The sequence below is a fragment of the Rhodococcus sp. JS3073 genome (assembly GCF_026810085.1).
In the GTDB taxonomy this organism is placed as follows: Bacteria; Actinomycetota; Actinomycetes; order Mycobacteriales; family Mycobacteriaceae; genus Rhodococcus_F; species Rhodococcus_F wratislaviensis.
Genome location: NZ_CP113951.1, coordinates 1556514 through 1579389 on the forward strand (window position 1 = coordinate 1556514; position 22876 = coordinate 1579389).

21 protein-coding genes and 1 pseudogene are annotated in these 22876 nt (G+C 68.2%); 11 read left to right on the plus strand and 11 right to left on the minus strand.

Annotated elements, in window-relative coordinates:
* Positions 1–25: 25 nt before the first annotated feature.
* A complete protein-coding gene (locus OYT95_RS07295) occupies positions 26–1036 on the minus strand; it encodes a 4-hydroxy-3-methylbut-2-enyl diphosphate reductase (RefSeq protein ID WP_037231523.1) in 1011 nt (336 codons plus the stop codon).
* A gap of 142 nt (positions 1037–1178) precedes the next feature.
* Between OYT95_RS07295 and OYT95_RS07300 the strand changes: the two genes are divergently transcribed.
* From OYT95_RS07300 to OYT95_RS07310, 3 genes are read left to right on the plus strand one after another with little or no spacing between them, the layout of a single operon-like run.
* Positions 1179–1814 carry a lipid droplet-associated protein gene (locus tag OYT95_RS07300; RefSeq protein WP_037231692.1) on the plus strand — a complete coding sequence of 212 codons (636 nt, stop codon included), beginning with the start codon at positions 1179–1181 and terminating at the stop codon, positions 1812–1814.
* Positions 1811–3067 (plus strand): exodeoxyribonuclease VII large subunit, encoded by a 1257-nt coding sequence (gene xseA, locus OYT95_RS07305; protein WP_005253706.1) that lies wholly within the window; start codon positions 1811–1813, stop codon positions 3065–3067. Before OYT95_RS07300 ends, xseA begins: the two co-directional genes overlap by 4 nt.
* A gap of 3 nt (positions 3068–3070) precedes the next feature.
* The gene (locus OYT95_RS07310) at positions 3071–3301 is read left to right on the plus strand and encodes an exodeoxyribonuclease VII small subunit (protein ID WP_015889667.1); all 231 of its coding nucleotides are present in this window, start codon (positions 3071–3073) and stop codon (positions 3299–3301) included.
* 14 nt (positions 3302–3315) lie between these two features.
* Here the strand turns inward: OYT95_RS07310 and OYT95_RS07315 are convergent, their stop codons facing one another.
* Positions 3316–3885, minus strand: coding sequence for a DUF4245 domain-containing protein (locus OYT95_RS07315; RefSeq protein WP_037231519.1), 570 nt, complete (start codon positions 3883–3885; stop codon positions 3316–3318).
* A 189-nt stretch (positions 3886–4074) separates the two neighbouring features.
* Between OYT95_RS07315 and glpX the strand changes: the two genes are divergently transcribed.
* Positions 4075–5115, plus strand: a complete 1041-nt coding sequence (glpX, locus tag OYT95_RS07320) for a class II fructose-bisphosphatase (protein ID WP_037231517.1) — start codon at positions 4075–4077, stop codon at positions 5113–5115.
* A gap of 99 nt (positions 5116–5214) precedes the next feature.
* Positions 5215–6618, plus strand: coding sequence for a class II fumarate hydratase (locus OYT95_RS07325; RefSeq protein ID WP_037231515.1), 1404 nt, complete (start codon positions 5215–5217; stop codon positions 6616–6618).
* 58 nt (positions 6619–6676) lie between these two features.
* Here OYT95_RS07325 and OYT95_RS07330 read toward each other — a convergent pair whose 3' ends face one another.
* Entirely contained in the window at positions 6677–7534 is an 858-nt protein-coding gene (locus OYT95_RS07330; protein WP_112299149.1) for an acyl-ACP desaturase, read from the minus strand.
* A gap of 150 nt (positions 7535–7684) precedes the next feature.
* On the opposite strand from OYT95_RS07330, the gene OYT95_RS07335 reads away from it, so the two are divergent.
* Positions 7685–9295, plus strand: coding sequence for a serine hydrolase (locus OYT95_RS07335; RefSeq protein ID WP_268791074.1), 1611 nt, complete (start codon positions 7685–7687; stop codon positions 9293–9295).
* A gap of 26 nt (positions 9296–9321) precedes the next feature.
* Positions 9322–9753 (plus strand): limonene-1,2-epoxide hydrolase family protein, encoded by a 432-nt coding sequence (locus tag OYT95_RS07340; protein ID WP_011597956.1) that lies wholly within the window; start codon positions 9322–9324, stop codon positions 9751–9753.
* 63 nt (positions 9754–9816) lie between these two features.
* Here the strand turns inward: OYT95_RS07340 and OYT95_RS07345 are convergent, their stop codons facing one another.
* The 3 genes from OYT95_RS07345 to OYT95_RS07355 all read right to left on the minus strand — a co-directional run bounded on the left by OYT95_RS07345 (position 9817) and on the right by OYT95_RS07355 (position 14075).
* Positions 9817–11184, minus strand: a complete 1368-nt coding sequence (locus tag OYT95_RS07345) for a PhoH family protein (protein ID WP_037231509.1) — start codon at positions 11182–11184, stop codon at positions 9817–9819.
* Between the two features lie 308 nt (positions 11185–11492).
* Entirely contained in the window at positions 11493–12788 is a 1296-nt protein-coding gene (glyA, locus tag OYT95_RS07350; protein WP_037231507.1) for a serine hydroxymethyltransferase, read from the minus strand.
* A gap of 66 nt (positions 12789–12854) precedes the next feature.
* Positions 12855–14075: a DUF885 domain-containing protein gene (locus OYT95_RS07355; RefSeq protein ID WP_268791075.1), complete on the minus strand. Its 1221-nt coding sequence runs from the start codon at positions 14073–14075 to the stop codon at positions 12855–12857.
* Between the two features lie 169 nt (positions 14076–14244).
* Between OYT95_RS07355 and coaA the strand changes: the two genes are divergently transcribed.
* Positions 14245–15177, plus strand: a complete 933-nt coding sequence (gene coaA, locus OYT95_RS07360; RefSeq protein ID WP_005253716.1) for a type I pantothenate kinase — start codon at positions 14245–14247, stop codon at positions 15175–15177.
* A gap of 41 nt (positions 15178–15218) precedes the next feature.
* Here the strand turns inward: coaA and OYT95_RS07365 are convergent, their stop codons facing one another.
* Entirely contained in the window at positions 15219–15986 is a 768-nt protein-coding gene (locus OYT95_RS07365; RefSeq protein ID WP_037231504.1) for an isoprenyl transferase, read from the minus strand.
* Between the two features lie 161 nt (positions 15987–16147).
* On the opposite strand from OYT95_RS07365, the gene trhA reads away from it, so the two are divergent.
* The gene (trhA, locus tag OYT95_RS07370) at positions 16148–16816 is read left to right on the plus strand and encodes a PAQR family membrane homeostasis protein TrhA (RefSeq protein ID WP_009479104.1); all 669 of its coding nucleotides are present in this window, start codon (positions 16148–16150) and stop codon (positions 16814–16816) included.
* A gap of 6 nt (positions 16817–16822) precedes the next feature.
* Here trhA and OYT95_RS07375 read toward each other — a convergent pair.
* From OYT95_RS07375 to mca, 3 genes and pseudogenes are all read right to left on the minus strand, one after another.
* Positions 16823–18836: pseudogene (locus OYT95_RS07375) on the minus strand (thioredoxin domain-containing protein).
* Between the two features lie 17 nt (positions 18837–18853).
* Entirely contained in the window at positions 18854–19174 is a 321-nt protein-coding gene (locus tag OYT95_RS07380; RefSeq protein WP_025432157.1) for a hypothetical protein, read from the minus strand.
* Positions 19171–20049, minus strand: a complete 879-nt coding sequence (mca, locus tag OYT95_RS07385) for a mycothiol conjugate amidase Mca (protein ID WP_037231689.1) — start codon at positions 20047–20049, stop codon at positions 19171–19173. The genes OYT95_RS07380 and mca overlap by 4 nt, the downstream gene beginning before the upstream one ends.
* Before the next feature lie 191 nt (positions 20050–20240).
* Here mca and OYT95_RS07390 point away from each other — a divergent pair, with 191 nt between their 5' ends.
* Both OYT95_RS07390 and greA read left to right on the plus strand, forming a co-directional pair.
* Positions 20241–20666 carry a DUF4307 domain-containing protein gene (locus OYT95_RS07390; RefSeq protein ID WP_128639261.1) on the plus strand — a complete coding sequence of 142 codons (426 nt, stop codon included), beginning with the start codon at positions 20241–20243 and terminating at the stop codon, positions 20664–20666.
* Positions 20667–20893: 227 nt separating this feature from the next.
* Positions 20894–21388, plus strand: coding sequence for a transcription elongation factor GreA (gene greA, locus OYT95_RS07395; RefSeq protein WP_005238978.1), 495 nt, complete (start codon positions 20894–20896; stop codon positions 21386–21388).
* Positions 21389–21468: 80 nt separating this feature from the next.
* On the opposite strand, the gene OYT95_RS07400 is transcribed toward greA, so the two are convergent.
* Positions 21469–22818 (minus strand): C40 family peptidase, encoded by a 1350-nt coding sequence (locus OYT95_RS07400; RefSeq protein WP_112299089.1) that lies wholly within the window; start codon positions 22816–22818, stop codon positions 21469–21471.
* Positions 22819–22876 lie beyond the last annotated feature (58 nt).

The following is a 22876-nucleotide window of genomic DNA, read 5'->3' on the forward strand; positions in this document are numbered from 1 at the left end:
AGGGTCAGCGCCGGTAGCGGTCCGATCAGTGCCGCGCGGCGCGAAGCTCGCGCGGCAGTGCGAAGACCAGCGTCTCGTTGGCCGTGGTGACCGGCTGAACGTCGTGGAATCCGTGCTCGTCGAGCAGATCGATCACACCGCGCACCAAAATCTCCGGCACCGACGCTCCGGAGGTGATCCCGACCGTCCGGACCCCGTCAAGCCAGGCCGGATCCACTTCGCGTGCGTAATCGACCAGGTACGACGCCTTCGCGCCCGCATTCAGTGCGACCTCGACGAGCCGAACGGAGTTCGAGGAGTTGCGGGATCCGACGACGATGACGAGGTCGCATTCGGGCGCCATCGCCTTGACCGCGACCTGACGGTTCTGGGTGGCGTAGCAGATGTCGTCACTCGGCGGGTCCTGCAGATTCGGGAAACGCTCCCGCAGCCGGGCGACCGTCTGCATCGTCTCGTCGACGCTCAACGTGGTCTGCGACAACCAGATGACCTTCGATTCGTCGCGGACCGTCACGGCGTCGACGGAGTCGGGTCCGTCGACCAGCTGCACGTGATCGGGGGCCTCGCCGGCTGTGCCCTCCACTTCCTCGTGGCCCTCGTGGCCGATCAGGAGGATGTCGAAGTCGTCGCGGGCGAAGCGCTTGGCTTCCTGGTGGACCTTCGTGACCAGCGGGCACGTGGCGTCGATGGTGCGCAGGTTGCGCGCCGCGGCCGATTCGTGGACCGCGGGAGACACGCCGTGGGCGGAGAACACAAGCAGCGCACCCTCCGGAACCTCGTCGGTCTCGTCGACGAAGACGACACCCTGATCGGTGAGCGTCTCGACGACGTGCCGGTTGTGGACGATCTCCTTGCGCACGTAGATCGGGGCGCCGTGCTTCTCGAGCGCCTTCTCCACCGTCTCGACGGCGCGGTCCACGCCGGCGCAGTAGCCGCGGGGCTCCGCGAGCAGTACGCGCTTCTCGCCGTCGGCGCGCGACGCCCCCGAATCTGCAGAACGTGTGATACCCACATTGAGTGGAACAGCCGAAGACATGGTTCCAGACTACGGGTCACCCCGGACGGACGACACTTTCGCGGGGCCTCGGCCGGGTAGTGTGCGCATCGTCGCACCGAAGTCGTCGACGCTGTGGGCACGTCGGCTACCCAAACGTGCCGTTGTCAGGCAGGCTGTGGGAATGATTCGTCCCCCGTTCGTGGCGCGTGTCGCCGCTGGAATCGCCGTGACGGCCGTCGAAGAGGCCAGGAGACTGCCGACCACCGCGGCGACCCTGCCCATGACCGCGGTCAGTCAGGTACTGCAGACCACGATGCGTGTTCAGCAGTCCATGACGGCGCTGGCCATCAAGGGCGACCAGGCTTTCGCACTGATCCACTGGACCCACGACGACGAGCAGCCGGCCTGGGCCGTCTTCGACGAGGACACCGACCCGGCGCCCGGCGCCGACGGCGCGACCGACGAGCGGCCCGCCGGACCGGGCCGGTTCGCCCTGTACTCGCTGAGTCCGCAGGACGAGAGCGCTCCCGAGAAGGTCTCGACTCCGAAGGCTGCTCCCGTGGCCGCAACCAACGGCGCCGCCCCCGCGAAGCCCGCGGGCAAGAAGGCCGCGACCTCCGCGCCGACGGTTGCCGAACCCGAGATCGCCGTCGTGCTCGACTACGGCACGCTGACGCTCGCCCAGCTGCGGGCGCGCCTGCGCAGCCTGTCCGTCGAGGACCTCACGACGCTGCTGGACTACGAGAACGCGACCCTGGCACGCGCGCCGTTCCAGACCATGCTGACCAACCGCATCACCTCCGCCAAGGCCAAGTGACCTCCGCACAGCCCCGCGCAGCCAGTACCGGACCCAGCACCGCCGAGCAGCCCTGGCCGGTCCGCACCGTGTCGGCCAAGGTCGCACAGTGGATCGACCGGCTCGGGAGTGTCTGGGTCGAGGGACAGATCACCCAGATCAACGCGCGTCCGGGAACCCGGACCGCGTTTCTGGTGCTGCGGGATCCGTCCGTCGACATGTCGTTGTCGGTGACCTGCTCCCCGCAGCTGCTGCAGAACTCCCCCGTCCCGCTCACCGAGGGCAGCCGGGTGGTGATGTTCGGCAAGTTGTCGTTCTACACCGGACGAGGTTCGGTCTCGCTGCGCGTGACGGAGATCCGCGCGATCGGGATCGGTGAACTCCTCGCCCGGATCGAGCGGTTGCGCGCGCTGCTGGCCGCGGAGGGCTTGTTCGACCCCCGGCTGAAGCGTCCGCTGCCGTTCCTGCCCGGCACCATCGGCCTGATCACCGGCCGCGCCAGCGCCGCCGAGCACGACGTCCTCAGCGTGGCGCAGCGCCGCTGGCCCGCCGTGCGCTTCGAGGTGCGCAACACCCCGGTGCAGGGCGCGACCGCCGTTCCGCAGATCCTCGACGCGTTGAAGGAACTGGACGCCGACCCGCACGTCGACGTGATCATCCTCGCGCGCGGCGGCGGCAGTGTGGAGGATCTGCTGCCGTTCTCCGACGAGACGCTGTGCCGCGCGATCGTCGCCTGCCGAACTCCGGTGGTCAGCGCCATCGGCCACGAACCGGACAGTCCGCTCAGCGATCACGTCGCCGACCTGCGCGCCGCGACACCGACGGACGCCGCCAAGCGGGTCGTACCGGATGCCGTCGCCGAGCAGGCACTCGTCGGCGAACTGCGGTCGCGGAGCGCCGCTGCGCTGCGCAACTGGGTGCAGCGCGAGTCGCACCTGATCTCCCAGCTGCGGAGCCGGCCGGTGCTCGCCGACCCACTGCGCGCACTCGACCACCGGTCGGACGAGGTCGAGCGACTGCGGGAGGCCGGGCGACGCGACATCAGCCGGGCGATCGCCGCGGAGAGCACCACGATCGAGCACCTGCGTGCACGGCTGACGACCCTCGGGCCGGCCGCGACCCTGGCCCGCGGCTACTCCGTGGTTCAGCGGATCGTGCCCGACGGCGATCCCGAGGTACTGCGTTCGGTCGACGACGCCCCACCGGGAACCCAGATTCGCGTTCGAGTCGCCGACGGCGCAATCCGTGCCGCGGTGATGGGAAAGGACAAGTAGGACATGAGCAATCCCACCGGAAACGACACCGACATCGCCGAGCTCGGCTACGAGGCGGCGCGCGACGAACTCGTCGACGTGGTCAAGGTGCTCGAACAGGGCGGCCTCGACCTCGACGCGTCACTCGCACTGTGGGAGCGGGGCGAGGCCCTGGCCAAACGCTGCGAGGAGCACCTCGCCGGGGCGCGCAAGCGCGTCGAGACGGCGCTCGCCCACGCCGAGGACGAGGGCTGACACTCCCCCGGTCGTCAGGCGGCGAGGATCGGGGCGTCGGCCGCGGCGGTGGTGAGCTGCTCGAACGCCTCGGGTGACGCGCTGCCCGTCACGAGGAGCCGGACGTCGCCGAAGTCGGAGACCCAGATCGGCTCGACACCCTCCCCGCCGTACACGATCCAGCTGTGACCTGCGACGTCCTCGGTTCCCGTCGCGGTACGCGGACCACCCGCGACGAACGGCACCAGCACCGTCTCGGCGGCATTGCTCTGCGTCAGCTGGATGTAGCGGCCGGCTTCGGTGATGAATCCGACGGTGCTCGAATCGCCGCCGCCGTCGCCGCTGACGATGCTGCGGCTGCCCGAGTTGGGCGTCCAGCCCTCCGGCGTCTCCGGTTTGCGTACCGGGAACGGAAGGTCCTGCGCGTCGTACTTCAGCGCCGCGTCGACGTCGAAGCTGGGGATCGGGCCACTGGTGGGCCCGCCCGGGCTGAACGTGCACTGGCTGGCGATACCCGCGATCAGTACGCAGAACAGGACAAGGGGTACGAGCGACCACACCATGTCGCGGTTGTTGTGCAGGATGCGGGGTTTATCAGATGCCACGCCCACCAGTATCCAGGGTCGGTCCCGGAACAACGATTCTCGGTCCCGTGATTCGCGCCCCAGCAGCGCACGTCACACTTCTTTCTGGGAGAATCAGCAGCGAGATCCACCCGACACTCGGCGGCCGACGGCCACCGACACAGCGTCGACGTACAACGTCGACCGTGACTGCACCAGGAGGCACTGCCCATGACGGCTAGCACCACTTCGAGTCGCCGCGAGGCCCCGGACCGAAATCTTGCTCTGGAATTGGTCCGAGTCACCGAGGCTGGTGCGATGGCTGCCGGTCGCTGGGTCGGCCGCGGCGACAAGGAGGGTGGCGACGGCGCCGCCGTCGACGCCATGCGCCAGCTCGTGAGCTCGGTCTCGATGCGCGGCGTCGTGGTCATCGGCGAGGGCGAGAAGGACGAAGCCCCGATGCTGTTCAACGGCGAAGAGGTCGGCAACGGCGACGGACCCGACTGCGACTTCGCCGTCGATCCGGTCGACGGCACCACTCTGATGTCCAAGGGCATGCCGAACGCCATCTCCGTCCTCGCGGTCGCCGAGCGCGGCGCAATGTTCGACCCGTCCGCCGTGTTCTACATGGAGAAGATCGCCGTCGGCCCCGACGCCGCCGATGTCATCGACATCACAGCGCCCGTCGCCGAGAACATCAAGCGCGTCGCGAAGGTCCGCAAGGCGTCCCCCTCCGACGTGACGGTCTGCATCCTCGACCGTCCCCGGCACGCCCGGCTGATCGAAGAGGTCCGGGACACCGGCGCCCGGATCCGTCTCATCTCCGACGGCGACGTCGCGGGTGCGATCGCCGCCGCGCGTCCGGAGTCGGGCACCGACATCCTGCTCGGCACGGGTGGCACGCCCGAGGGCATCATCGCCGCCGCGGCCATGCGCTGTATGGGTGGATCGCTGCAGGGCCGGCTGGCCCCGACCGACGACGCCGAGCGCCAGAAGGCCATCGACGCAGGCCACGACCTGGACCGCGTGCTCACCACCGAAGATCTCGTGTCCGGTGAGAACGTCTTCTTCTGCGCCACCGGTGTCACGGACGGCGACCTGCTCCGCGGTGTCCGCTACTACGGTGGCGGCGCCTCGACCCAGTCGATCGTGATGCGGTCGAAGTCGGGCACCGTCCGCATGATCGACGCGTACCACCGTCTCGAGAAGCTGCGCGAGTACTCGTCCGTGGACTTCACGGGCGAGGACGGCGCCGTGCCGCCGACGTTCTAGGCAGCTCCGCTGCCCGTGCGCCTTTCCGGTAGCTCCGGCTACCGGAAAGGCGTACGGGGAGCGCCCCCACGACGCGCTCAGAAGTGGCATGTTTGACGCATGACCGAGAGCAACGAGCAGCAGTACCGGATCGAACACGACACCATGGGCGAGGTGCGGGTGCCCGTGGATGCCCTGTGGCGCGCGCAAACTCAGCGCGCCGTCGAGAACTTCCCGATCAGCGGTCGAGGTCTCGAGCGCACCCAGATACGCGCAATGGGTCTATTGAAGGCGGCCTGTGCGCAGGTCAACAAGGACCTCGGCCTCCTCGACGCCGAGAAGGCGGACGCGATCATCGCCGCGGCGGGCGAGATCGCCGAGGGCAAGCACGACGATCAGTTCCCCATCGACGTCTTCCAGACGGGCTCGGGCACCAGTTCCAACATGAACGCCAACGAGGTGATCGCATCGATCGCCGCGGCGAACGGTGTGGTCGTCCATCCCAATGACGACGTCAACATGTCGCAGTCGTCCAACGACACCTTTCCCACCGCGACGCACGTCGCGGCGACCGAGTCCGCGGTGAAGGACCTCCTCCCCGCCCTCGACCATCTGCGCCTGGCCCTGCTCGACAAGTCCACCGAGTGGAAGCACGTCGTGAAGTCGGGCCGCACCCACCTCATGGACGCCGTCCCGGTGACCCTCGGCCAGGAGTTCGGCGGTTACGCCCGCCAGATGGAGGCGGGGATGGAGCGGGTCGTCGCCTGCCTGCCCCGGCTCGGTGAGCTGCCCATCGGCGGCACCGCGGTCGGAACGGGACTCAACGCCCCCGACGGATTCGGCCCGAAGGTCGTCGCCGAACTGGTCAAGGCGACGGGCGTCGACGCCCTCACACCGGCGAAGAACAGTTTCGAGGCGCAGGCGGCGCGGGACGGCCTGGTGGAGGCGTCCGGTGCGCTGCGCACGATCGCGGTGTCCCTGACCAAGATCGCCAACGACATCCGCTGGATGGGGTCGGGGCCGCTCACCGGTCTCGGCGAGATCCGCCTCCCCGACCTGCAGCCCGGCAGTTCGATCATGCCCGGCAAGGTCAATCCGGTGTTGCCGGAGGCCGCCACCCAGGTCGCCGCTCAGGTGGTCGGTAACGATGCCGCGGTCGCCTGGGGCGGTGCCGCGGGCGCATTCGAGCTCAACGTCTACATCCCGATGATGGCGCGGAACCTCCTCGAATCGTTGACGTTGCTGGCCAACGTCTCGCGGTTGTTCGCCGACCGGTGCGTCGTGGGGCTCGTCGCGAACACCGAGCACCTCAAGACCCTCGCGGAGTCGTCGCCGTCCATCGTGACGCCGCTGAACTCCGCGATCGGATACGAGGAGGCCGCGGCCGTCGCCAAGCAGGCGCTGAAGGAGAAGAAGACCATCCGCGAGACCGTCGTCGACCGTGGTCTGATCGGCGACAAGCTGAGCGAGGAAGAACTCGACAAGCGTCTCGACGTGCTGGCGATGGCGAAGGTGAAGGACTGACCCTGCCGACGGAGAGGGCCCGCACTCGCCGGAGTGCGGGCCCTCTCGCGCAGAAGTCCTACAGCAGCGCGGACAGCTCGTCGCGGGCCTTCTCGCCCTCCGGGCCGAGATCGGCGCGCCCGGCGATGTTCCACGAGCGGAGCAGCGGGGCGAAGACCTTCTCCCCCTGCTGGGCGGGGTCGTAGATGCCGGCCTCGGCGAGCACTGCGGTGCTGTCGGTTCCGCCGGGCAGTGCCACGCTCGGCACGTCGAACGCGGCGATCCGCGACGCGATGGCCCGCATCGTCTGATCGGGTACCAGCTCGAACGCGGCCTCGACGATGTTCCGGTAGAACAGCGACTGAAGTTCGTCGTCCGTGGCCAGCCGCTCGGCGATCACGGCCACCAGCGCGTCCTCGCCGAGCGCTGCCGTATTGTGATGACGCACTGCCGCGGCCTTCTCCTCGAACGCGGAGTTCGCGAGCATCTCGAGCAGGTGCATCGGCGGCATCGCGTACCCGCGGACCATCTCGTCCATCCGGGCGCGCTCGAGGGCGACGGGATCGACGGCGCGCGTCACCATCAGGTAGTTCCGCAGCACGATGGAGTGCCGGTTCTCCTCCGCGGTCCAGCGACCCACCCAGCGCCACCACGGGCCCACCAGGGCGAGGTGCTTGGCGATCTCCCGGTGGTACGCGGGGACGTTGTCCGCCACCAGCACACCCACGGTCAGCGCGAGCGCCTCGACGTCGCTCAGCGTCGACTGATCTGCCGACCAATCCGTTCCACCCATGAACGCAAAGTTCTTGCCCTGGTCCCAGGGAACCAGATCGTGCGGCTGCCAGCCGTCCGCCTCGGCGATGTGACGTGTGAGGTTCTCGTCCACCACCGGGGCCAGCTCACTGAGCAGCTGCGAGTCATTCTTTTCAATCGGCATCCGCACACCGTAGCGTCCGCGACCCGGCGCCGGGTCGACCACCGGTGAATTCGACGGGAACAACGCCGGCGTTGTGACGAAAACGGCCAGGTCATGGACTTGCAGTCGTTAGGCTGGCAGTGTTCCCCGGGCCCGAGCAGAGGATCACCAATGCGCAGACATCGGAACCTGACGATCCTCCTGTCGGCTCTCGCGCTCGGCGGGTCACTCGTGACGGGTTGTGGCTCCGACACCGACGACTCCGGGTCCGCCGCGACGTCCGGCGCAACCCCCACCTCGGAGTCTTCCCAGCCGCCGAACCCGGGCACTGTCGCGGGCGTCGACATCCCGGACGGTCAGATCGACGACGCCGTGGGCCGTCTCGACGACCTCGCGAACGAGTTGATGGAGAGTTCCGGACTTCCGGGTATGGCGGTCGCCGTCGTCCACGGTGGGCAGACCGTCTACGCGAAGGGGTTCGGGGTGCGCGAGGCGGGCACCGATCAGAAGGTGGACGCCGACACCGTCTTTCAGCTGGCGTCGATGTCGAAGCCGGTGGGGTCCACGGTGGTCGCCCATCAGGTCGATGCCGGCGCAATCGGCTGGGACACTCCCGTGGTGTCGAAGTTGCCCGGTTTCGCGCTCGCCGACCCGTGGGTCACCGAGCACGTCACGGTGGGTGATCTGTACTCGCACCGGTCGGGGTTGCCCGATCATGCCGGCGATCTGCTCGAGGACCTGGGGTACAACCAGCAGCAGGTGCTCGACAAGCTCCGGCTCGAACCGCTGAACCCGTTCCGGATCACCTACGAGTACACCAACTTCGGCCTCACCGCGGCGGCGGAGGCTGTCGCGGCGGCGTCCGGGACGGACTGGGCGACACTGTCCGAGCAGACGATCTACCAGCCGCTGGGGATGTCGTCCACGAGTTCTCGATTCGCCGACTATCAGGCCCGCAGCGACCGGGCAGTCGCGCATCAACTCGTCGACGGCAAGTACGTCGCCGATGCGGTGCGCGACCCCGACGCCCAGTCCCCCGCAGGCGGAGTGAGCTCGTCCGTCAACGACATGGGCAAATGGCTGGCGATGCTGCTGGCCGACGGAACGTTCGAGGGCAAGGAGATCGTGTCCCCCGAAGCGCTGCTCCCCGCGGTCAGTCCTCAGATGGTGTCCAGCCCACCGCGGTCGATGGACAGCCGGCCGGGGTCGTACGGGTACGGGTTCAACGTCTCGACCACCCCGGCAGGGCGGGTCTCCCTCAGCCACTCCGGCGGGTTCCAGCTCGGGGTGGCGACGAACTTCGTCGCGATACCGTCCGCCGACGTCGCCATCGTCGCCCTGACCAACGGGTCGCCCATCGGCATCCCCGAGTCCCTCACCGCCGAGTTCGCCGACCTCGTGCAGTTCGGGGAGATCCGCGAGGACTGGAGGTCACTGTACCGGCAGGCCATCGCGCCGATGGACGAGCCCGAGGGCAGTCTCGTCGGCCAGACGGCCCCCGCGAACCCGGCACCGCCGCAACCCCTCCCGACCTACGTGGGCACCTACGGCAACCCGTACTGGGGCCCCGCCGTCGTCACCGAGAGCAACGGCGCGCTGACGCTCCAGCTCGGGCCCGCCGGGCAGACCTTCCCACTCACCCACTGGGACGGCGACACCTTCACCTTCACACCCCGCGGTGAGAACGCCCCGCCCGGAACCATCTCGAAGGCCACGTTCGCCGGCAACAACGTCACACTCGAGTACTACGACACGGAAGGCCGCGGGACATTCGCCCGCTGAGCCGACACATCGACGGGAAGAAGACCATGAGCACGAACTCGCACGCACCCACGGGAACCGCTCGAACCGACACGGCAGACGTCCAGGTGGTCCGGGCATTCCTGGATGCGCTCGTCGCCGGCGACCCGGACGCCGCGCAGCAGTATCTGCACCAGGACATCGTGTGGCACAACGTGTCCCTGCCCAAGATCCGCGGACTCGGCGCCGTCATGCGGATTCTCCGCGGAATGAGCCGCCCCGGTGTCGGATTCGACGTGCGTCTGCACCACATCGCCGGCGACGGAACGGCCGTGCTGACCGAACGCACGGACGTCCTGATCTACAAGCGGCTGCGCAGCGAATTCTGGGTGTGCGGCACGTTCGAGATGAAGGACGGCAAGATCGCCGTCTGGCGCGACTACTTCAGCAGCCGGGACTTCCTGTGGGGCACGCTCAAAGGGATCGTGCGCGCCTTCTGACGTTTCCGCCCGATGTCGCACGGACCGTGCGACATCGGGCGGAACACGCTGTGGGGCAGTCGCCTACGGCGTCGGCCCGAACTCCTCCAGCATCTCCGTCACGAGCGCCGCGATCGGCGAACGCTCACTGCGCGTCAACGTGATGTGCGCGAACAGCGGATGCCCCTTGAGCTTCTCGATCACCGCGGCCACACCGTCGTGACGTCCTACCCTCAGGTTGTCGCGCTGCGCGACGTCGTGGGTGAGGATCACCCGGGAGCCGGTGCCGAGGCGGGAGAGCACCGTGAGCAGCACGTTGCGTTCCAGCGACTGCGCCTCGTCCACGATCACGAACGAATCGTGCAGTGACCGTCCGCGAATATGCGTGAGTGGCAACACTTCCAGCATGCCGCGGCTGATCACCTCGTCCATCACCTCGGTGCTGGCGAGGCCGTCGAGAGTGTCGAAGACGGCCTGGGCCCACGGGCCCATCTTCTCGCTCTCACTACCCGGCAGGTAGCCGAGTTCCTGCCCGCCCACCGCGTAGAGCGGCCGGAAGACAACGACTTTCCGCTGGGTACGACGCTCGAGCACCGCCTCCAGCCCCGCCGTCAACGCCAGCGCCGACTTGCCGGTGCCCGCCTTGCCGCCCAGCGACACGATGCCGACACTGTCGTCCAGCAGGATGTCCAGGGCGATCCGCTGCTCGGCCGAACGTCCGTGCAGACCGAAGGCCTCACGCTCCCCCCGCACCAACTGCACCCGCTTCTCGGCGTTCACGCGGCCCAGCGCGCTCGACGAACCGCCCAGCAGCCGAATGCCCGTGTGGCACGGAAGCTCCCGGGCCTCCTCCAGGTCGACGACACCCTCGGAGAACAGTTCGTCGATCGACGAGGACGCCACGTCCAGTTCGGTCATACCCGTCCAACCCGACGGAACGACGTCGTGGGCGTGGTATTCGTCGGCGGGAAGTCCCACCGCACCAGCCTTCACCCGCAGCGGGATGTCCTTGCTGACCAGGACGACGTCGCCACCCTCGGCCTCCAGATTCAGTGCGCAGGCCAGAATCCTCGAATCGTTACTGTCCGTGCGGAATCCGACCGGGAGAACCGACGGGTCGGTGTGGTTCAGCTCGACCTGCAGGGTGCCGCCCTCGGTGCCGATCGGCACGGGCTGGTCGAGACGACCGTATTCCAGACGGAGGTCGTCGAGCATGCGCAGCGATTCTCTTGCGAACCATCCCAACTCGTGGTGGTGCCGCTTCCCTTCGAGCTCGCTGATCACGACGAGGGGAAGCACCACACGGTGCTCGGCGAACCTGGTGACGGCCCAGGGATCGGACAGCAGTACGGAGGTGTCGAGTACGAACGTACGAACTGCAGAATCCGACGATTTCCTGGGGGCGGCGGACGAACGTCCGACGCGGGCTGAGACGGAGCGTGAAGCAGTCACGTTGGCTCCTAGGTCTGCGTGGCACCCACGCAAACTCGGTTCGCTGGACCGGTCCGTCCCTGGTGTGTCACCACACGAGGGCCGGGCGCCGGCCCCCTCGCACTGAGTGTGTCAGCCACGATCAGGACCTCCCGTACAAGCAACTTCCCCGCTGCCTGTTACCCCCGACGGTACTGCCAAACACGCCGGACGGCCGTGCGAGCGGCGGGCGTGTCGGTGAACATCAAGTTACGTGGAGGCGCCTGCGGCGCCCGTGCGTGGTTAACGAGTCCCTGCACTCGCAGGCCACGCACGGGCGGCGGAGCCGCCTAGATCAGGCGCCAGTCCTCGAGACCCTCGTACAGCGGGAAGTCGGCGGCGAGCTTCGACACGCGGGACTTCAGCGTCTCGACGTCGGACGATCCGGCGAGCGCGGTGCCGATGATGTCGGCGACCTCGGTGAACTGCTCGTCCCCGAACCCACGCGACGCGAGCGCCGCCGTGCCGATCCGCAGGCCGGACGTGACCATCGGCGGGCGCGGGTCGAACGGCACCGCATTGCGGTTGACGGTGATGCCGACCTCGTGGAGAAGGTCCTCACCCTGCTGGCCGTCGAGCTGCGAGTTGCGCAGGTCGACGAGCACGAGGTGCACGTCGGTGCCGCCTGTGAGAACGCTGACACCCTTGTCGACGACATCCGCGCCGGTCAGACGCTCGGCGAGGATCTTCGCGCCCGTCAAGGTGCGCTGCTGGCGGTCCTTGAACTCCTCGGTGCCCGCGATCTTCAAGGAGACGGCCTTGGCGGCGATGGCGTGCATCAGCGGCCCGCCCTGCTGGCCGGGGAAGACGGCGGAGTTGAGCTTCTTCGCCCACTCCTGCTTGGCGAGGATCAGGCCGGAGCGCGGCCCGCCGAGCGTCTTGTGAACGGTGCTGGACACGACGTCGGCGTAGGGAACGGGCGACGGGTGCAGCCCGGCCGCCACCAGGCCCGCGAAGTGCGCCATGTCGACCCACAGGTACGCGCCGACCTCGTCGGCGATCGAACGGAACGCGGCGAAGTCCTCGTGACGCGGGTACGCGGACCAGCCGGCGACGATGACCTTCGGCTGCGCGGCGACGGCGATCTTGCGGACCTCGTCCATGTCGATGCGGTGGTCTTCCTTGCTGACCCCGTACGACTCGACGTCGTAGAGCTTGCCGGAGAAGTTCAGCTTCATGCCGTGCGTGAGGTGGCCGCCGTGCGCCAGGTCGAGGCCGAGGAGCTTCTCGCCGGGGTTCATCAGGGCCATCAGGACCGCCGCGTTGGCCTGTGCGCCGGAGTGCGGCTGGACGTTCGCGAAGTCGGCGCCGAACAGTTCCTTCGCGCGGGCGCGGGCGAGGTCCTCGATGACGTCGACGTGCTCGCAACCGCCGTAGTAGCGGCGACCCGGGTATCCCTCGGCGTACTTGTTGGTGAGGACGCTGCCCTGCGCCTGGAGGACCGCGCGGGGAACGAAGTTCTCCGAGGCGATCATCTCCAGCGTGTCGCGCTGACGGGCCAGCTCACCTGCCATGGCCTGGGCGACTTCGGGGTCGAGTTCGGCGAGGGGGGCCGTGTTGACGTCGGTACCGGGCACAGCGGTCATCGAGGGATCTCCAAGCTGGATGCGGAAACGAATGCTCCCAGTCTACGAAGAACCCGTGAGGACTTCCTAACCGCCCGCGGTGAGGTACCCCTCACCGGCACGCAGGACGCTGGGAACGAGCGGCTCGTCGAGCAGTCGACGGAACCGCTCCGACCGCTCCGCGCCGACGGGCACCTCGGCCAGCCAGCCACCGAGCAGGCGGTACCCCTCCACATAGGTGCTGGTGTACGCCCGCCACAGCGGCGACGACAGGAAGCGCAGCGACTGCCGGGCACGCTCGGGGGTCGACAGGCTCCACTGCTGCAGGAACGCCGCGACGTCGTCGTGGCTGCGACCCTCGTCGTGCAGCATCATCGCGGCGTCCTGCCGCACACCGAGCAGCTGCCCGGACGCCCCGGACAGGCGTTGTGCCTGCTCACCGTCGAATCGGAGGCCGAGGTCGGCGTAGATTTCCTGCGCCCACAGCCCCCAGTCGGACCCGACGATCGATTCGAGCGCGAGATCCGCGAGGCCCTCGGCCATCAGGCACTGCGGGGTGTTGACGACGAACAACGTCTGCTCGAGCTGTCCCGACCCGACCAGTCCGGCTTCCTTGCGGCAGTGCTCGGTGTGGTGGCCCGGGTACGACTCGTGGGCGATCAGGCGCGGCAGGTTCGACATGTGCTGCTCGAGGTCGGAGTTGATCGCGACCCGGGAACGGTAGTCGCCGAGGTAGTAGTTGAACCCCGACCACGGCTTGTCGCCCACCACCTCGTACTCGACGACCTCCGAGTCGGGCAGTGCGTAGTGCTCCCGCACGAGGTCGCGCAGGGCGCTCGAGAAGGCGTCGACGCATTCCTGCAACCGCTCCGCGGGGATCGCGTCCTTCGCGCGGTGGGCCCGGATGCGTTCGGCGAGCGGGCCCGTTCCGGGCAGCACGGCGTCCATCTTCCGGTGCGCCTCCCGGTACTGCTCCTCGTCGCCGCGTTCGATGCGGACGTCGAAGTACGCCTCGACCTCGTCGACGAAGCCGACGTCGTCACCCGCGAACTTGCGCCCCGAGCATTCGAGGGCACGGAGATGGACGTCGAGGAACCGGGCCCGTTCCTCGGACAGACTCGCCGACGGCAGTTCCGCGCGGAGGTTCGCCGCCGTGCGCGCGAGGTCGCGCGGATCGGGCTTCGGCGCGTTCTCCACCTGCCTGCGCAGCGCGGGATCGCCGGTATACGCGTCGACGAATCCTTCCTCCAGCCGGTCGAAACCCAGCCCGAGCAGCAAGTATTCGCGTACGAACGAAACGGATTCCATGCCGTCCGACCTTAGTCGCAGACGCGTCTGCCCGACCCGCCGACAGCGCAGCCTGTGGCACCAAGCACAATCCGACTATGCAACCGCTACTCGCCAGCGCAACGACGACGGCAGAGATTCTGGGCATGGACCGCTCACTCCCCCGTGTACCCGAGTGTGAGCGGAACTGATGGCGCGGACGAGCGAGTCCAGTCCGTACGTCGAATTCGACCGGAAGCAGTGGCGCACACTGCGTAAGTCGACGCCACTCGTCCTCACCGAGGAAGAGCTGTACGGGCTGCGGGGCCTCGGCGAGCAGATCGACCTCGAAGAGGTCGCGGAGGTGTACCTGCCGCTGTCGCGTCTCATCCACCTACAGGTCGCGGCGAGGCAGCGACTGTTCGCCGCGACCGCGACGTTCCTCGGCGAGAAGCACCCCGACCAGCAGGTGCCGTTCGTGATCGGCGTCGCAGGCAGTGTCGCGGTCGGCAAGTCCACCACCGCCCGTGTCCTCCAGGCCCTCCTCGCGCGCTGGGAGCACCACCCGCGCGTCGACCTGGTGACGACGGACGGCTTCCTCTACCAGACGGCCGAGCTGAACCGCCGCGGGATCATGCACCGCAAGGGCTTTCCCGAGAGTTACGACCGCCGCAAGCTGCTCCGGTTCGTCACCGAGGTGAAGTCGGGGGCCGAAGAGGTGGCCGCGCCTGTCTATTCACACATCTCGTACGACATCATCCCGGGCCAGTACCACCTGATCCGGCAGCCCGACATCCTCATCATCGAGGGTCTCAACGTGCTGCAGACCGGTCCGCGGCTGATGGTGTCGGACCTGTTCGACTTCTCGATCTACGTCGACGCCCGCATCGAGGACATCGAGAACTGGTACATCCAGCGTTTTCTCGCGCTGCGGAAGACGTCGTTCTCCGACCCCGACGCGCACTTCCATCACTACGCCGGGCTGTCCGATCGGGATGCGACGGCTGCTGCTCAGGAGATCTGGCACAACATCAACCGGCCGAACCTCGTGGAGAACATCCTGCCGACGCGTCCGCGCGCGACGCTCGTGCTGCGCAAGGACGCCAATCATTCGATCAACCGGCTGCGGCTGCGGAAGCTGTAGGTGAGTGGCGAAGTGTGTTCCGGCACGCTTCGCCACTCACGTCAGACGCCGAAGCGGCGGTGGCGGGCGGCGTAGTCGCGGAGCGCGCGGAGGAAGTCGACGCGGCGGAACTCGGGCCAGTACGCCTCCGTGAACCAGATCTCCGAGTAGGCGCTCTGCCACAGCAGGAACCCCGACAGCCGCTGCTCCCCCGACGTGCGGATCACGAGGTCGGGGTCGGGCTGGCCGGACGTGTAGAGGTGACCGTCGATGCCGTCGACTGTGATCGATTTCACGAGTGCGTCCCCCGACAGTCCCGCAAGGAGCTTCTCACTGAGCAGCGACTGCACGGCGTCGGCGATCTCCTGACGGCCGCCGTACCCGATCGCGACGTTGACGTGGGTCCCGGTGCGACCCTCGGTCCCGGCGGCCGCGTCGCGCAGACGCCGCGACTGTTCGGCGGGCAGGAGGTCGAGGGCGCCGACGATCTTGACGCTCCAATTCTTGTCCGGACCGGAGATCTCCTCGACGACGTCCGTGATGATCTCGAGCAGGGTGTCGAGTTCCTCCGGGTCGCGGCGCAGGTTCTCGGTGGACAGCAGGTAGATGGTGGCCATCTCGATGCCCGCGGCGTCGCACCAGCCGAGCATCTCGGAAATCTTCAGGGCGCCCATGCGGTGGCCGTGGCTGACGTCCTCGAAGCCGTTCTCCCGGGCCCACCGCCGGTTGCCGTCGCACATCACGGCAATGTGCCGAGGGTGCTGTAGACCGTCGAGCCGCGTGAGTAGCCGACGCTCGTAGATGCTGTACAGCAGTCCTCGCGCACTCACCTGGAGATCACCATGACACGCAAGACTACGCCGCAGCCGAAGGTGATCCGCGACGGCCGTCACACAGCGCACGACTTCCTGCTACCGACGGGTACGCTCTCACCACAAGCTAACCTACGGTTGCGTAGGTTAGCGCCACGCACAGCGAGAAGAGGTGTTCAGTGACCGCTTTCGGCCTCGACGAATTGCCCGTCAAACCCCGACTGCGAGGGTGGATCCACCTGTGGGCGTTCGGCGTCTCCGTGATCGCCGGCATCGTCCTCGTCACGCTGTCGGGCACCCAGGTGTCCGGGGAAGCGGCGCTCGCCACTGCCGTCTACAGCCTCACGGTGTGCGGTGTGTTCGGGGTCAGCGCCACCTACCACCGCATCCACTGGAACACCGTCTCGGCCCGCACGTGGATGAAGCGCGCGGACCATTCGATGATCTTCCTGTTCATCGCCGGCAGCTACACCCCGTTCGCGGTGCTGGGACTTCCGCCCGACACGGGCCGGACGCTGCTGATCGTCGTGTGGGCCGGAGCGCTCGCCGGGGTCGCGCTGAAAATGCTGTGGCCGACGGCACCGCGCTGGGTCGGAGTGCCGCTCTACCTGCTGCTCGGCTGGGCCATCGTTCCGGTAGCCCCCGAACTGACGCACGAGGTCGGCGTCGTCCCGATGGTGCTGCTGCTGATCGGCGGCATCCTCTACTCGGTCGGCGCGATCCTCTACGCCACCAAGTGGCCCAACCCCTGGCCCACCACGTTCGGGCATCACGAGTTCTTCCACGCCGCCACCGTCATCGCCGCGCTGTGTCACTACATCGCCGTGTGGCTGGTGGTGTTCCGGTAGGCCGGACTACCGGCTCAACGCGGCACCGAGATCCTCGACCGTCGACACCGGGCGGTCGCACACGAACCCGCGGCAGACGTACGCCGCGGACGCGCCGCCGACCAGCGGCCGGTCGGCGAGAAGCGGGGACGAGTCCGGTTCGCCGCCGACCACGACGGCACCGCCGGGCGCGAGTCTGCGCGCCTCCCGGAGCAGGACGGAGTCGCCGTCGGTTGCCACGGCCACCTGGATCGGGCCGCGCACCGACGCCTCCGCCACCGCGAGCCAGTGCCCGGCCGATCGCGGTGCCCGCTCCAGCAGCAGGGCCACCCGGTCGAGCGATTCGGCGGCCGCGGTCGCATAACGTCCCGACGCCTCCCCGTCGGCCACCGCGGCCGCGGTGAGCAGCGCCTCGACCAGACACGACGCCCCGGACGGCGTCGCACCGTCGACCGGGTCGCGGGGACGGGTCACCAGGGACTCGGCGTCGTCGGCGGTGTCGAACCAGCTGCCCGGCCGCTCGTCGTCGGCGAAATGGATCAGGGCGCGGTTCAGCAGCGCCTGCGCGCGCGTCAGCCACTCGCTGTCGCCGGTTGCCTGATACAACGCGAGGAGGCCCGTCGCCAGGCAGGCGTAGTCCTCGAGCACCCCGGCCGATTCGCCCACCGACGTTCCCAGGGACGCCCTCCGCAGGCGCCCGTCGACGACGTGCAACCCCAGGACCGCACGCGCGCAGTCCACGGCGGCGGCCACCCACTCCGGCCTGCCGAGCCCGGCGCCGGCCTCGGCGAGCGCGGTGATCGTGAGGCCGTTCCAGGCGGTGACCACCTTGTCGTCGCGCCCCGGCTGCGGCCGCGCCGCACGCCGGGCGAGCAGCGTGCCCCTGATCCGGCGCCAGCGGTCCCAGTCGTCCGGATCGCGCGGAAGCTGCAGGACGGACGTGCCTGCCTCGAACGTGCCGTCCGCGGTCACCGCGAACACCCGGGCCGCCCACTCCCCGTCCTCGGTACCGAGAACCTCGACGAGCTGCTCGGGGGTCCACACGTACGTGAGTCCCTCGACGCCCTCGGTGTCGGCGTCGAGGGCGGACGCGAACGACCCGTTGTCGGTGCGCAGATCGCGCAGCAGGAACTCGACGGTCTCCTCGGTGACACGGACGGCCAGGTCCGAGCCCGTGCGCCGGCCCAGGTGCGCGTAGGCGCGCAGCAGCTGGGCGTTGTCGTAGAGCATCTTCTCGAAGTGCGGCACCACCCACGCGGCGTCGACCGAGTACCGGGCGAAACCGCCGCCGAGCTGGTCGTAGAGGCCGCCGCGCGCCATCGCCGACGCCGTCCGCGCCACGACACCGAGCACGTCGTCGTCGCCGGACCGCTCGTACGTGCGCAGCAGGCCTTCCATCAGCGCGGACGGCGGAAACTTGGGGGCGCCCCCGAACCCGCCGCGGTCGGCGTCCTCGTCCCGCAGCACGGCTCCGGCGGCCGCGTCGAGCAGGGCCGCGTCCACCCGGACATCGCCCTCGGGGATGCCGCCGGCTCCCCGCCGCAGCTCGGCGACCACGGAGGCGGCCGCGTCGTCGACGTCACCGCGGCGGTCCCGCCACGTGTCGGCGATGGCACTCAGCAGCTGGGTGAAGGACGGCATGCCGCCACGCTGCTCGGCCGGGTAGTAGGTGCCGCAGTAGAACGGGGCGCCGCCGGGCGTGAGGAAGCACGTCATCGGCCAGCCACCCTGGCCGGTCATCGCGACCGTGGCGTTCATGTACACGGCATCGAGGTCGGGACGCTCCTCGCGGTCCACCTTGACGCACACGAAATGCTCGTTCATCAGCGACGCCACCGCCTCGTCCTCGAAGGACTCGTGGGCCATCACATGGCACCAGTGGCACGCCGAGTATCCGATCGACAACAGGATCGGAACGTCCCGCTCGCGCCCATTCGGTCGCCTCCGGACCCCACTGCTGCCAGTGCACGGGGTTCTCGGCGTGCTGTCGCAGATAGGGGCTGGTGGACCCACCGAGTGTGTTCTGTGCGCGCGGGTCCATGTCCAGCTCCTGTTCGACTACTTCTGCAGGTTCGGCGGGGTGTCCGTGGGCTTCGGCGGTTCGGTGCTGCTCGGCCCGCCACCGTGGATCGCGCCGCGGTCGGTGCCCTCGTCCACTTCCTGGTCCGGTTCGGGGTGCTCCGGCTCGAACGTCTCGGGCAGGTTCTTGAGCTTCTTGTTCATCGACCGCACCAGCAGCACCACACCCGCGAGCAGCGCGAGAATGACGACGAGGCCGATGGGCGACGCCTTGCCGAACTCGGGACCGGACGGGGTGCTCGGCGTCTGCGCCAGGACGTCCGCCGCGCCGGCCACGATGCTCACCGTCAACGCATTCACTGCTGTCCGTCCTCATGGATGCCCGCGAACAGGTCGTTCTCCGGGATGGAGGTGGTGACGCGGGTCTTGGCGAGCTCGAATTCCTCGGTCGGCCAGATCTTCTGCTGAATCTCGAGCGGAACCGCGAAGAATGACCCGTTCGGGTCGATCTGCGTCGCGTGGGCCCGCAACGCGTCGTCACGCTGCGGGAAGTAGTCGCCGCACGTGATCTGGGTGGTGACGCGTGCCATCAGGTCGCCCTGCTCGGTCTTCCACTTCTTGAGCCACTCGGCCATCGGGAACTCTTCGCCGCGGCGGTCGTACTCCTCCTGGAACTGCAGCAGACGCTTCCGGATGAAGCCGTGCGAGTAGTAGACCTTCTGCACCTTCCACGGTTCCCCGGCGTCGGGGAACCGCTCCGGGTCGGCAGCGGCCTCGTACGCGGCCATCGACACCTCATGGCAGCGGATGTGATCGGGGTGCGGGTAGCCGCCGTTCTCGTCGTACGTGGTCATGACGTGCGGACGGAACTCGCGGATCGCACGCACCAGTGCCTCGGTCGACTCCTCGAGCGGAACGAGCGCGAAGCAGCCCTCCGGCAGCGGCGGTTTCGGGTCGCCCTCGGGTAGACCGGAGTCGACGAATCCCATCCACTGGTGCTGGACTCCGAGGATGCGCGCCGCCTCGGCCATCTCCTCGATGCGAACCTCGTGGATGCGGTCACGCACCCCGGGCACGTCCATCGCGGGGTTGAGGATGTCGCCACGTTCACCCCCGGTCAACGTCACGACCTTCACTTCGTTGCCCTCTGCGGCGTAACGGGCCGTTGTCGCGGCACCCTTGCTCGACTCGTCGTCGGGATGGGCATGGACGGCCATGAGCCGGAATCCGCTCACGTATTCGTTCACCTCAACTTCGCCAGTAGCCGTTGCCGGCTTGTCCGTGTCGCACGCTCTCGCCCTCCGCCATCGCTGACGGCGCACTGACGCACGTCCTCTATAGTTCCACCCGAGAGTTCCGCTTGCAGCCGTGCCCCCGCTCGAGTGCTGTGAGTTACGTGGAACCGGAGCGGTACGAGAGTTGAGAGATGACGAGAACGCTTCCCCCGGGCCGATACACAGCCGCGGCAAAGCCTGCGCGCCCGAAGCGCTGGCTCGTGTGGGCGCTTTCCGCGGCGGTCGTGGTCGTGGGCGTGATCGTGGCGGTCGTCGCATACAACAAGTTCGCCGTCTCCGAGATCGACAGTGAAGCCACGTCGTTCGATCTGGTGAGCGACTCGCAGCTGGACATCACGTTCACCGTCACCCGTGAGGATCCGTCCCAGGCGGCGGTCTGCATCGTCCGCTCCCGCTCCAAGGACGGTTCCGAGACCGGCCGCCGCGAGGTCTACATCGCCGGCGGCGAAGACCAGACGGTGAAAGTCACCGCCCCCGTCTACACGTCGCGCCCGCCCGCGATGGGTGACATCTACGGCTGCAGCCTGGACGTTCCCGCCTATCTGACCGGCGGCTGAGACCAGCACACCCGAGCGACCGTTCGGGTTATTAGGGGTTTGCACTCCCCGATCGTGCTAGAATCGCCTGGTACACGGTTCCGGTTTGGAACCGTGTATTGCTGCATTGGCGGCAAGGCGGAAAACGAACGGCCCCGGCCGTCGCATTGCGCCGAGCCGTTGATCACTGCTGTTGCAGTGGTCTGTCGAGGGAGCCCGGCGGCTCCAACTACGAGGGAGTGATCGAGATGACCGAGACCCAGGTGACCTGGCTGACCCAGGAGTCACATGACAGGCTCAAGAGCGAACTCGACCAGCTCATTGCCAATCGTCCGGTCATCGCCGCCGAGATCAACGAGCGTCGCGAAGAGGGCGATCTGAAGGAGAACGGTGGCTACCACGCGGCCCGCGAAGAGCAGGGTCAGCAGGAGGCACGCATCCGCCAGCTTCAGGAACTCCTGAACAGCGCGAAGGTCGGCGAAGCGCCCACCCAGTCCGGTGTCGCACTGCCCGGTTCCGTGGTGAAGGTGTACTACGACGGCGACGAGAAGGACACCGAGACATTCCTGATCGCCACCCGCGAAGAGGGTGCACGCGACAACAAGCTCGAGGTCTACTCCCCCAACTCCCCGCTGGGTGGCGCACTGCTCGAGGCGAAGGTCGGCGAAACCCGCGAATACACGCTGCCCAACGGCAGCAGCATGAAGGTGACGCTCGTCAGCGCGGAGCCGTACCACAGCTGATCTCGGATCCACCGCCGAAAACTCCGGTCCGGGCCCAGCGCCCGGGCCGGAGTTTTCTGCATCGACGCCTGTGGGCGGAATCAGAAGACCCTGCGGGCCTTCATGTCGGCGAACACGGGACCGATGCGCACCACGTCGCCCGTCGTCGGGGCGTGCAGCATCTGACCGTTTCCGACGTAGATCGCCACGTGTCCCGGACCACCCGACTGCCAGTTGCCGAACAGCAGGTCTCCGGGCCTGGCCTGCGACAGCGGCACCTCCACACCGACTTTCCACTGCGTTTCCGACGTGCGGGGCAATGTGACGCCGGTTGCGGCGTACACGGCGAACGACGTCAGACCCGAGCAGTCGAAACCGCCGCCGGACGGTCCGTTGATGTTGCCGCCGCCCCACACGTACGGCAGACCGATGAACCGCATGGCCGCTTCGACGACGCGGCTCGTGTCACCGGCGGCCGCACCGTAGAAGAACGGCGACAGCATCCGCGCGAACGATTCCTCCAGTGATCGGATCCGTGCGACGTACGGCTGCGTTTCGTGCTCGTAGTCGAACTTGCCGGCGGGCATGCCACCGGCGGTCCGGACCGCACCCGCCCCGGCGTTGTAGGCGGCGATCGTGAGGTCGAGGGTGTCGCCCTTGACCACACCCTCCTTCTTCCACCCCTCGATCTGCCCGAACAGGTCGCACAGCATCTGACCGGACGCCATCATCGGGTCGGCGACACCGTTGATGTCGACCTTGCCGTCGCCGTCCGCGTCCTTGCCGTATTTGGCCCAGGCAGGGGGCATGAACTGACCGGGACCGCGGGCTCCTGCCCGGGACACGGGTGAGGTCGCGCCGTAGCGGAAACCGTTCTCGACCGAGTACAGGGCCGCCAGCGTCGGCGGCTTGATGCCCTCGCACAGCGACCCGGCCTTGCGGATCCACGGCGCGAAGACGGCGATGGCACCGACCGGCGCGAGCGACACCCCGGGGAAACCGGCGGGGACGGACGGGATCAGCGATCCGAGTCCGCTGATCAGGGCCGGGACCCCCGGCAGAGCGGCAAGGCCCCCGATCGCCGTTCCGACGTCGGGGGCGCTCATCGCGGGGGGTTGGTCGAGCGGCGTGTCCGGGAGTGCCAGTGGGGGAACCGGGGCAGGAGGCGGTGCCGCCTCGACGGCGGGCGGCGGCGGAATGTAGGGGTCGGTTGCCTGCTTCACCACATCCGAGGCCTGCGCCACCATCTGCTCGGCCTGCACTCGGGCCGGTTCCGGGAGGGTCGATATCGCGTCGTTTACTTGTTTCTGAACGTCGGGTGAGGCCTGCTCGACCACCTGAATTGCTTCTGCTGCTTGATCTTTCACCGGCTGCGGTATGTCCGCTCCCTGAACGATGGCCCCCGCTGCGGTGGTGATCGCCACGATGATCGCCGCTGCATCAACTGACATACGTGCGCTCCTCCTCCTCGGTGCACCTAACCGAGTGAGTTCACGTTACGACGGGGCA

Excerpts from the sequence above, each read along its gene's own strand:
- greA (WP_005238978.1), top strand. The coding sequence starts at position 20,894 with ATGACCGAGACCCAGGTGACCTGGCTGACCCAGGAGTCACATGACAGG.
- OYT95_RS07335 (WP_268791074.1), top strand. The coding sequence starts at position 7,685 with ATGCGCAGACATCGGAACCTGACGATCCTCCTGTCGGCTCTCGCGCTC.
- coaA (WP_005253716.1), top strand. The coding sequence starts at position 14,245 with ATGGCGCGGACGAGCGAGTCCAGTCCGTACGTCGAATTCGACCGGAAG.
- OYT95_RS07295 (WP_037231523.1), bottom strand. The coding sequence starts at position 1,036 with ATGTCTTCGGCTGTTCCACTCAATGTGGGTATCACACGTTCTGCAGAT.
- OYT95_RS07340 (WP_011597956.1), top strand. The coding sequence starts at position 9,322 with ATGAGCACGAACTCGCACGCACCCACGGGAACCGCTCGAACCGACACG.
- OYT95_RS07400 (WP_112299089.1), bottom strand. The coding sequence starts at position 22,818 with ATGTCAGTTGATGCAGCGGCGATCATCGTGGCGATCACCACCGCAGCG.
- OYT95_RS07310 (WP_015889667.1), top strand. The coding sequence starts at position 3,071 with ATGAGCAATCCCACCGGAAACGACACCGACATCGCCGAGCTCGGCTAC.
- OYT95_RS07330 (WP_112299149.1), bottom strand. The coding sequence starts at position 7,534 with ATGCCGATTGAAAAGAATGACTCGCAGCTGCTCAGTGAGCTGGCCCCG.
- OYT95_RS07390 (WP_128639261.1), top strand. The coding sequence starts at position 20,241 with ATGACGAGAACGCTTCCCCCGGGCCGATACACAGCCGCGGCAAAGCCT.
- OYT95_RS07325 (WP_037231515.1), top strand. The coding sequence starts at position 5,215 with ATGACCGAGAGCAACGAGCAGCAGTACCGGATCGAACACGACACCATG.
- glyA (WP_037231507.1), bottom strand. The coding sequence starts at position 12,788 with ATGACCGCTGTGCCCGGTACCGACGTCAACACGGCCCCCCTCGCCGAA.
- OYT95_RS07355 (WP_268791075.1), bottom strand. The coding sequence starts at position 14,075 with ATGGAATCCGTTTCGTTCGTACGCGAATACTTGCTGCTCGGGCTGGGT.
- glpX (WP_037231517.1), top strand. The coding sequence starts at position 4,075 with ATGACGGCTAGCACCACTTCGAGTCGCCGCGAGGCCCCGGACCGAAAT.
- OYT95_RS07300 (WP_037231692.1), top strand. The coding sequence starts at position 1,179 with ATGATTCGTCCCCCGTTCGTGGCGCGTGTCGCCGCTGGAATCGCCGTG.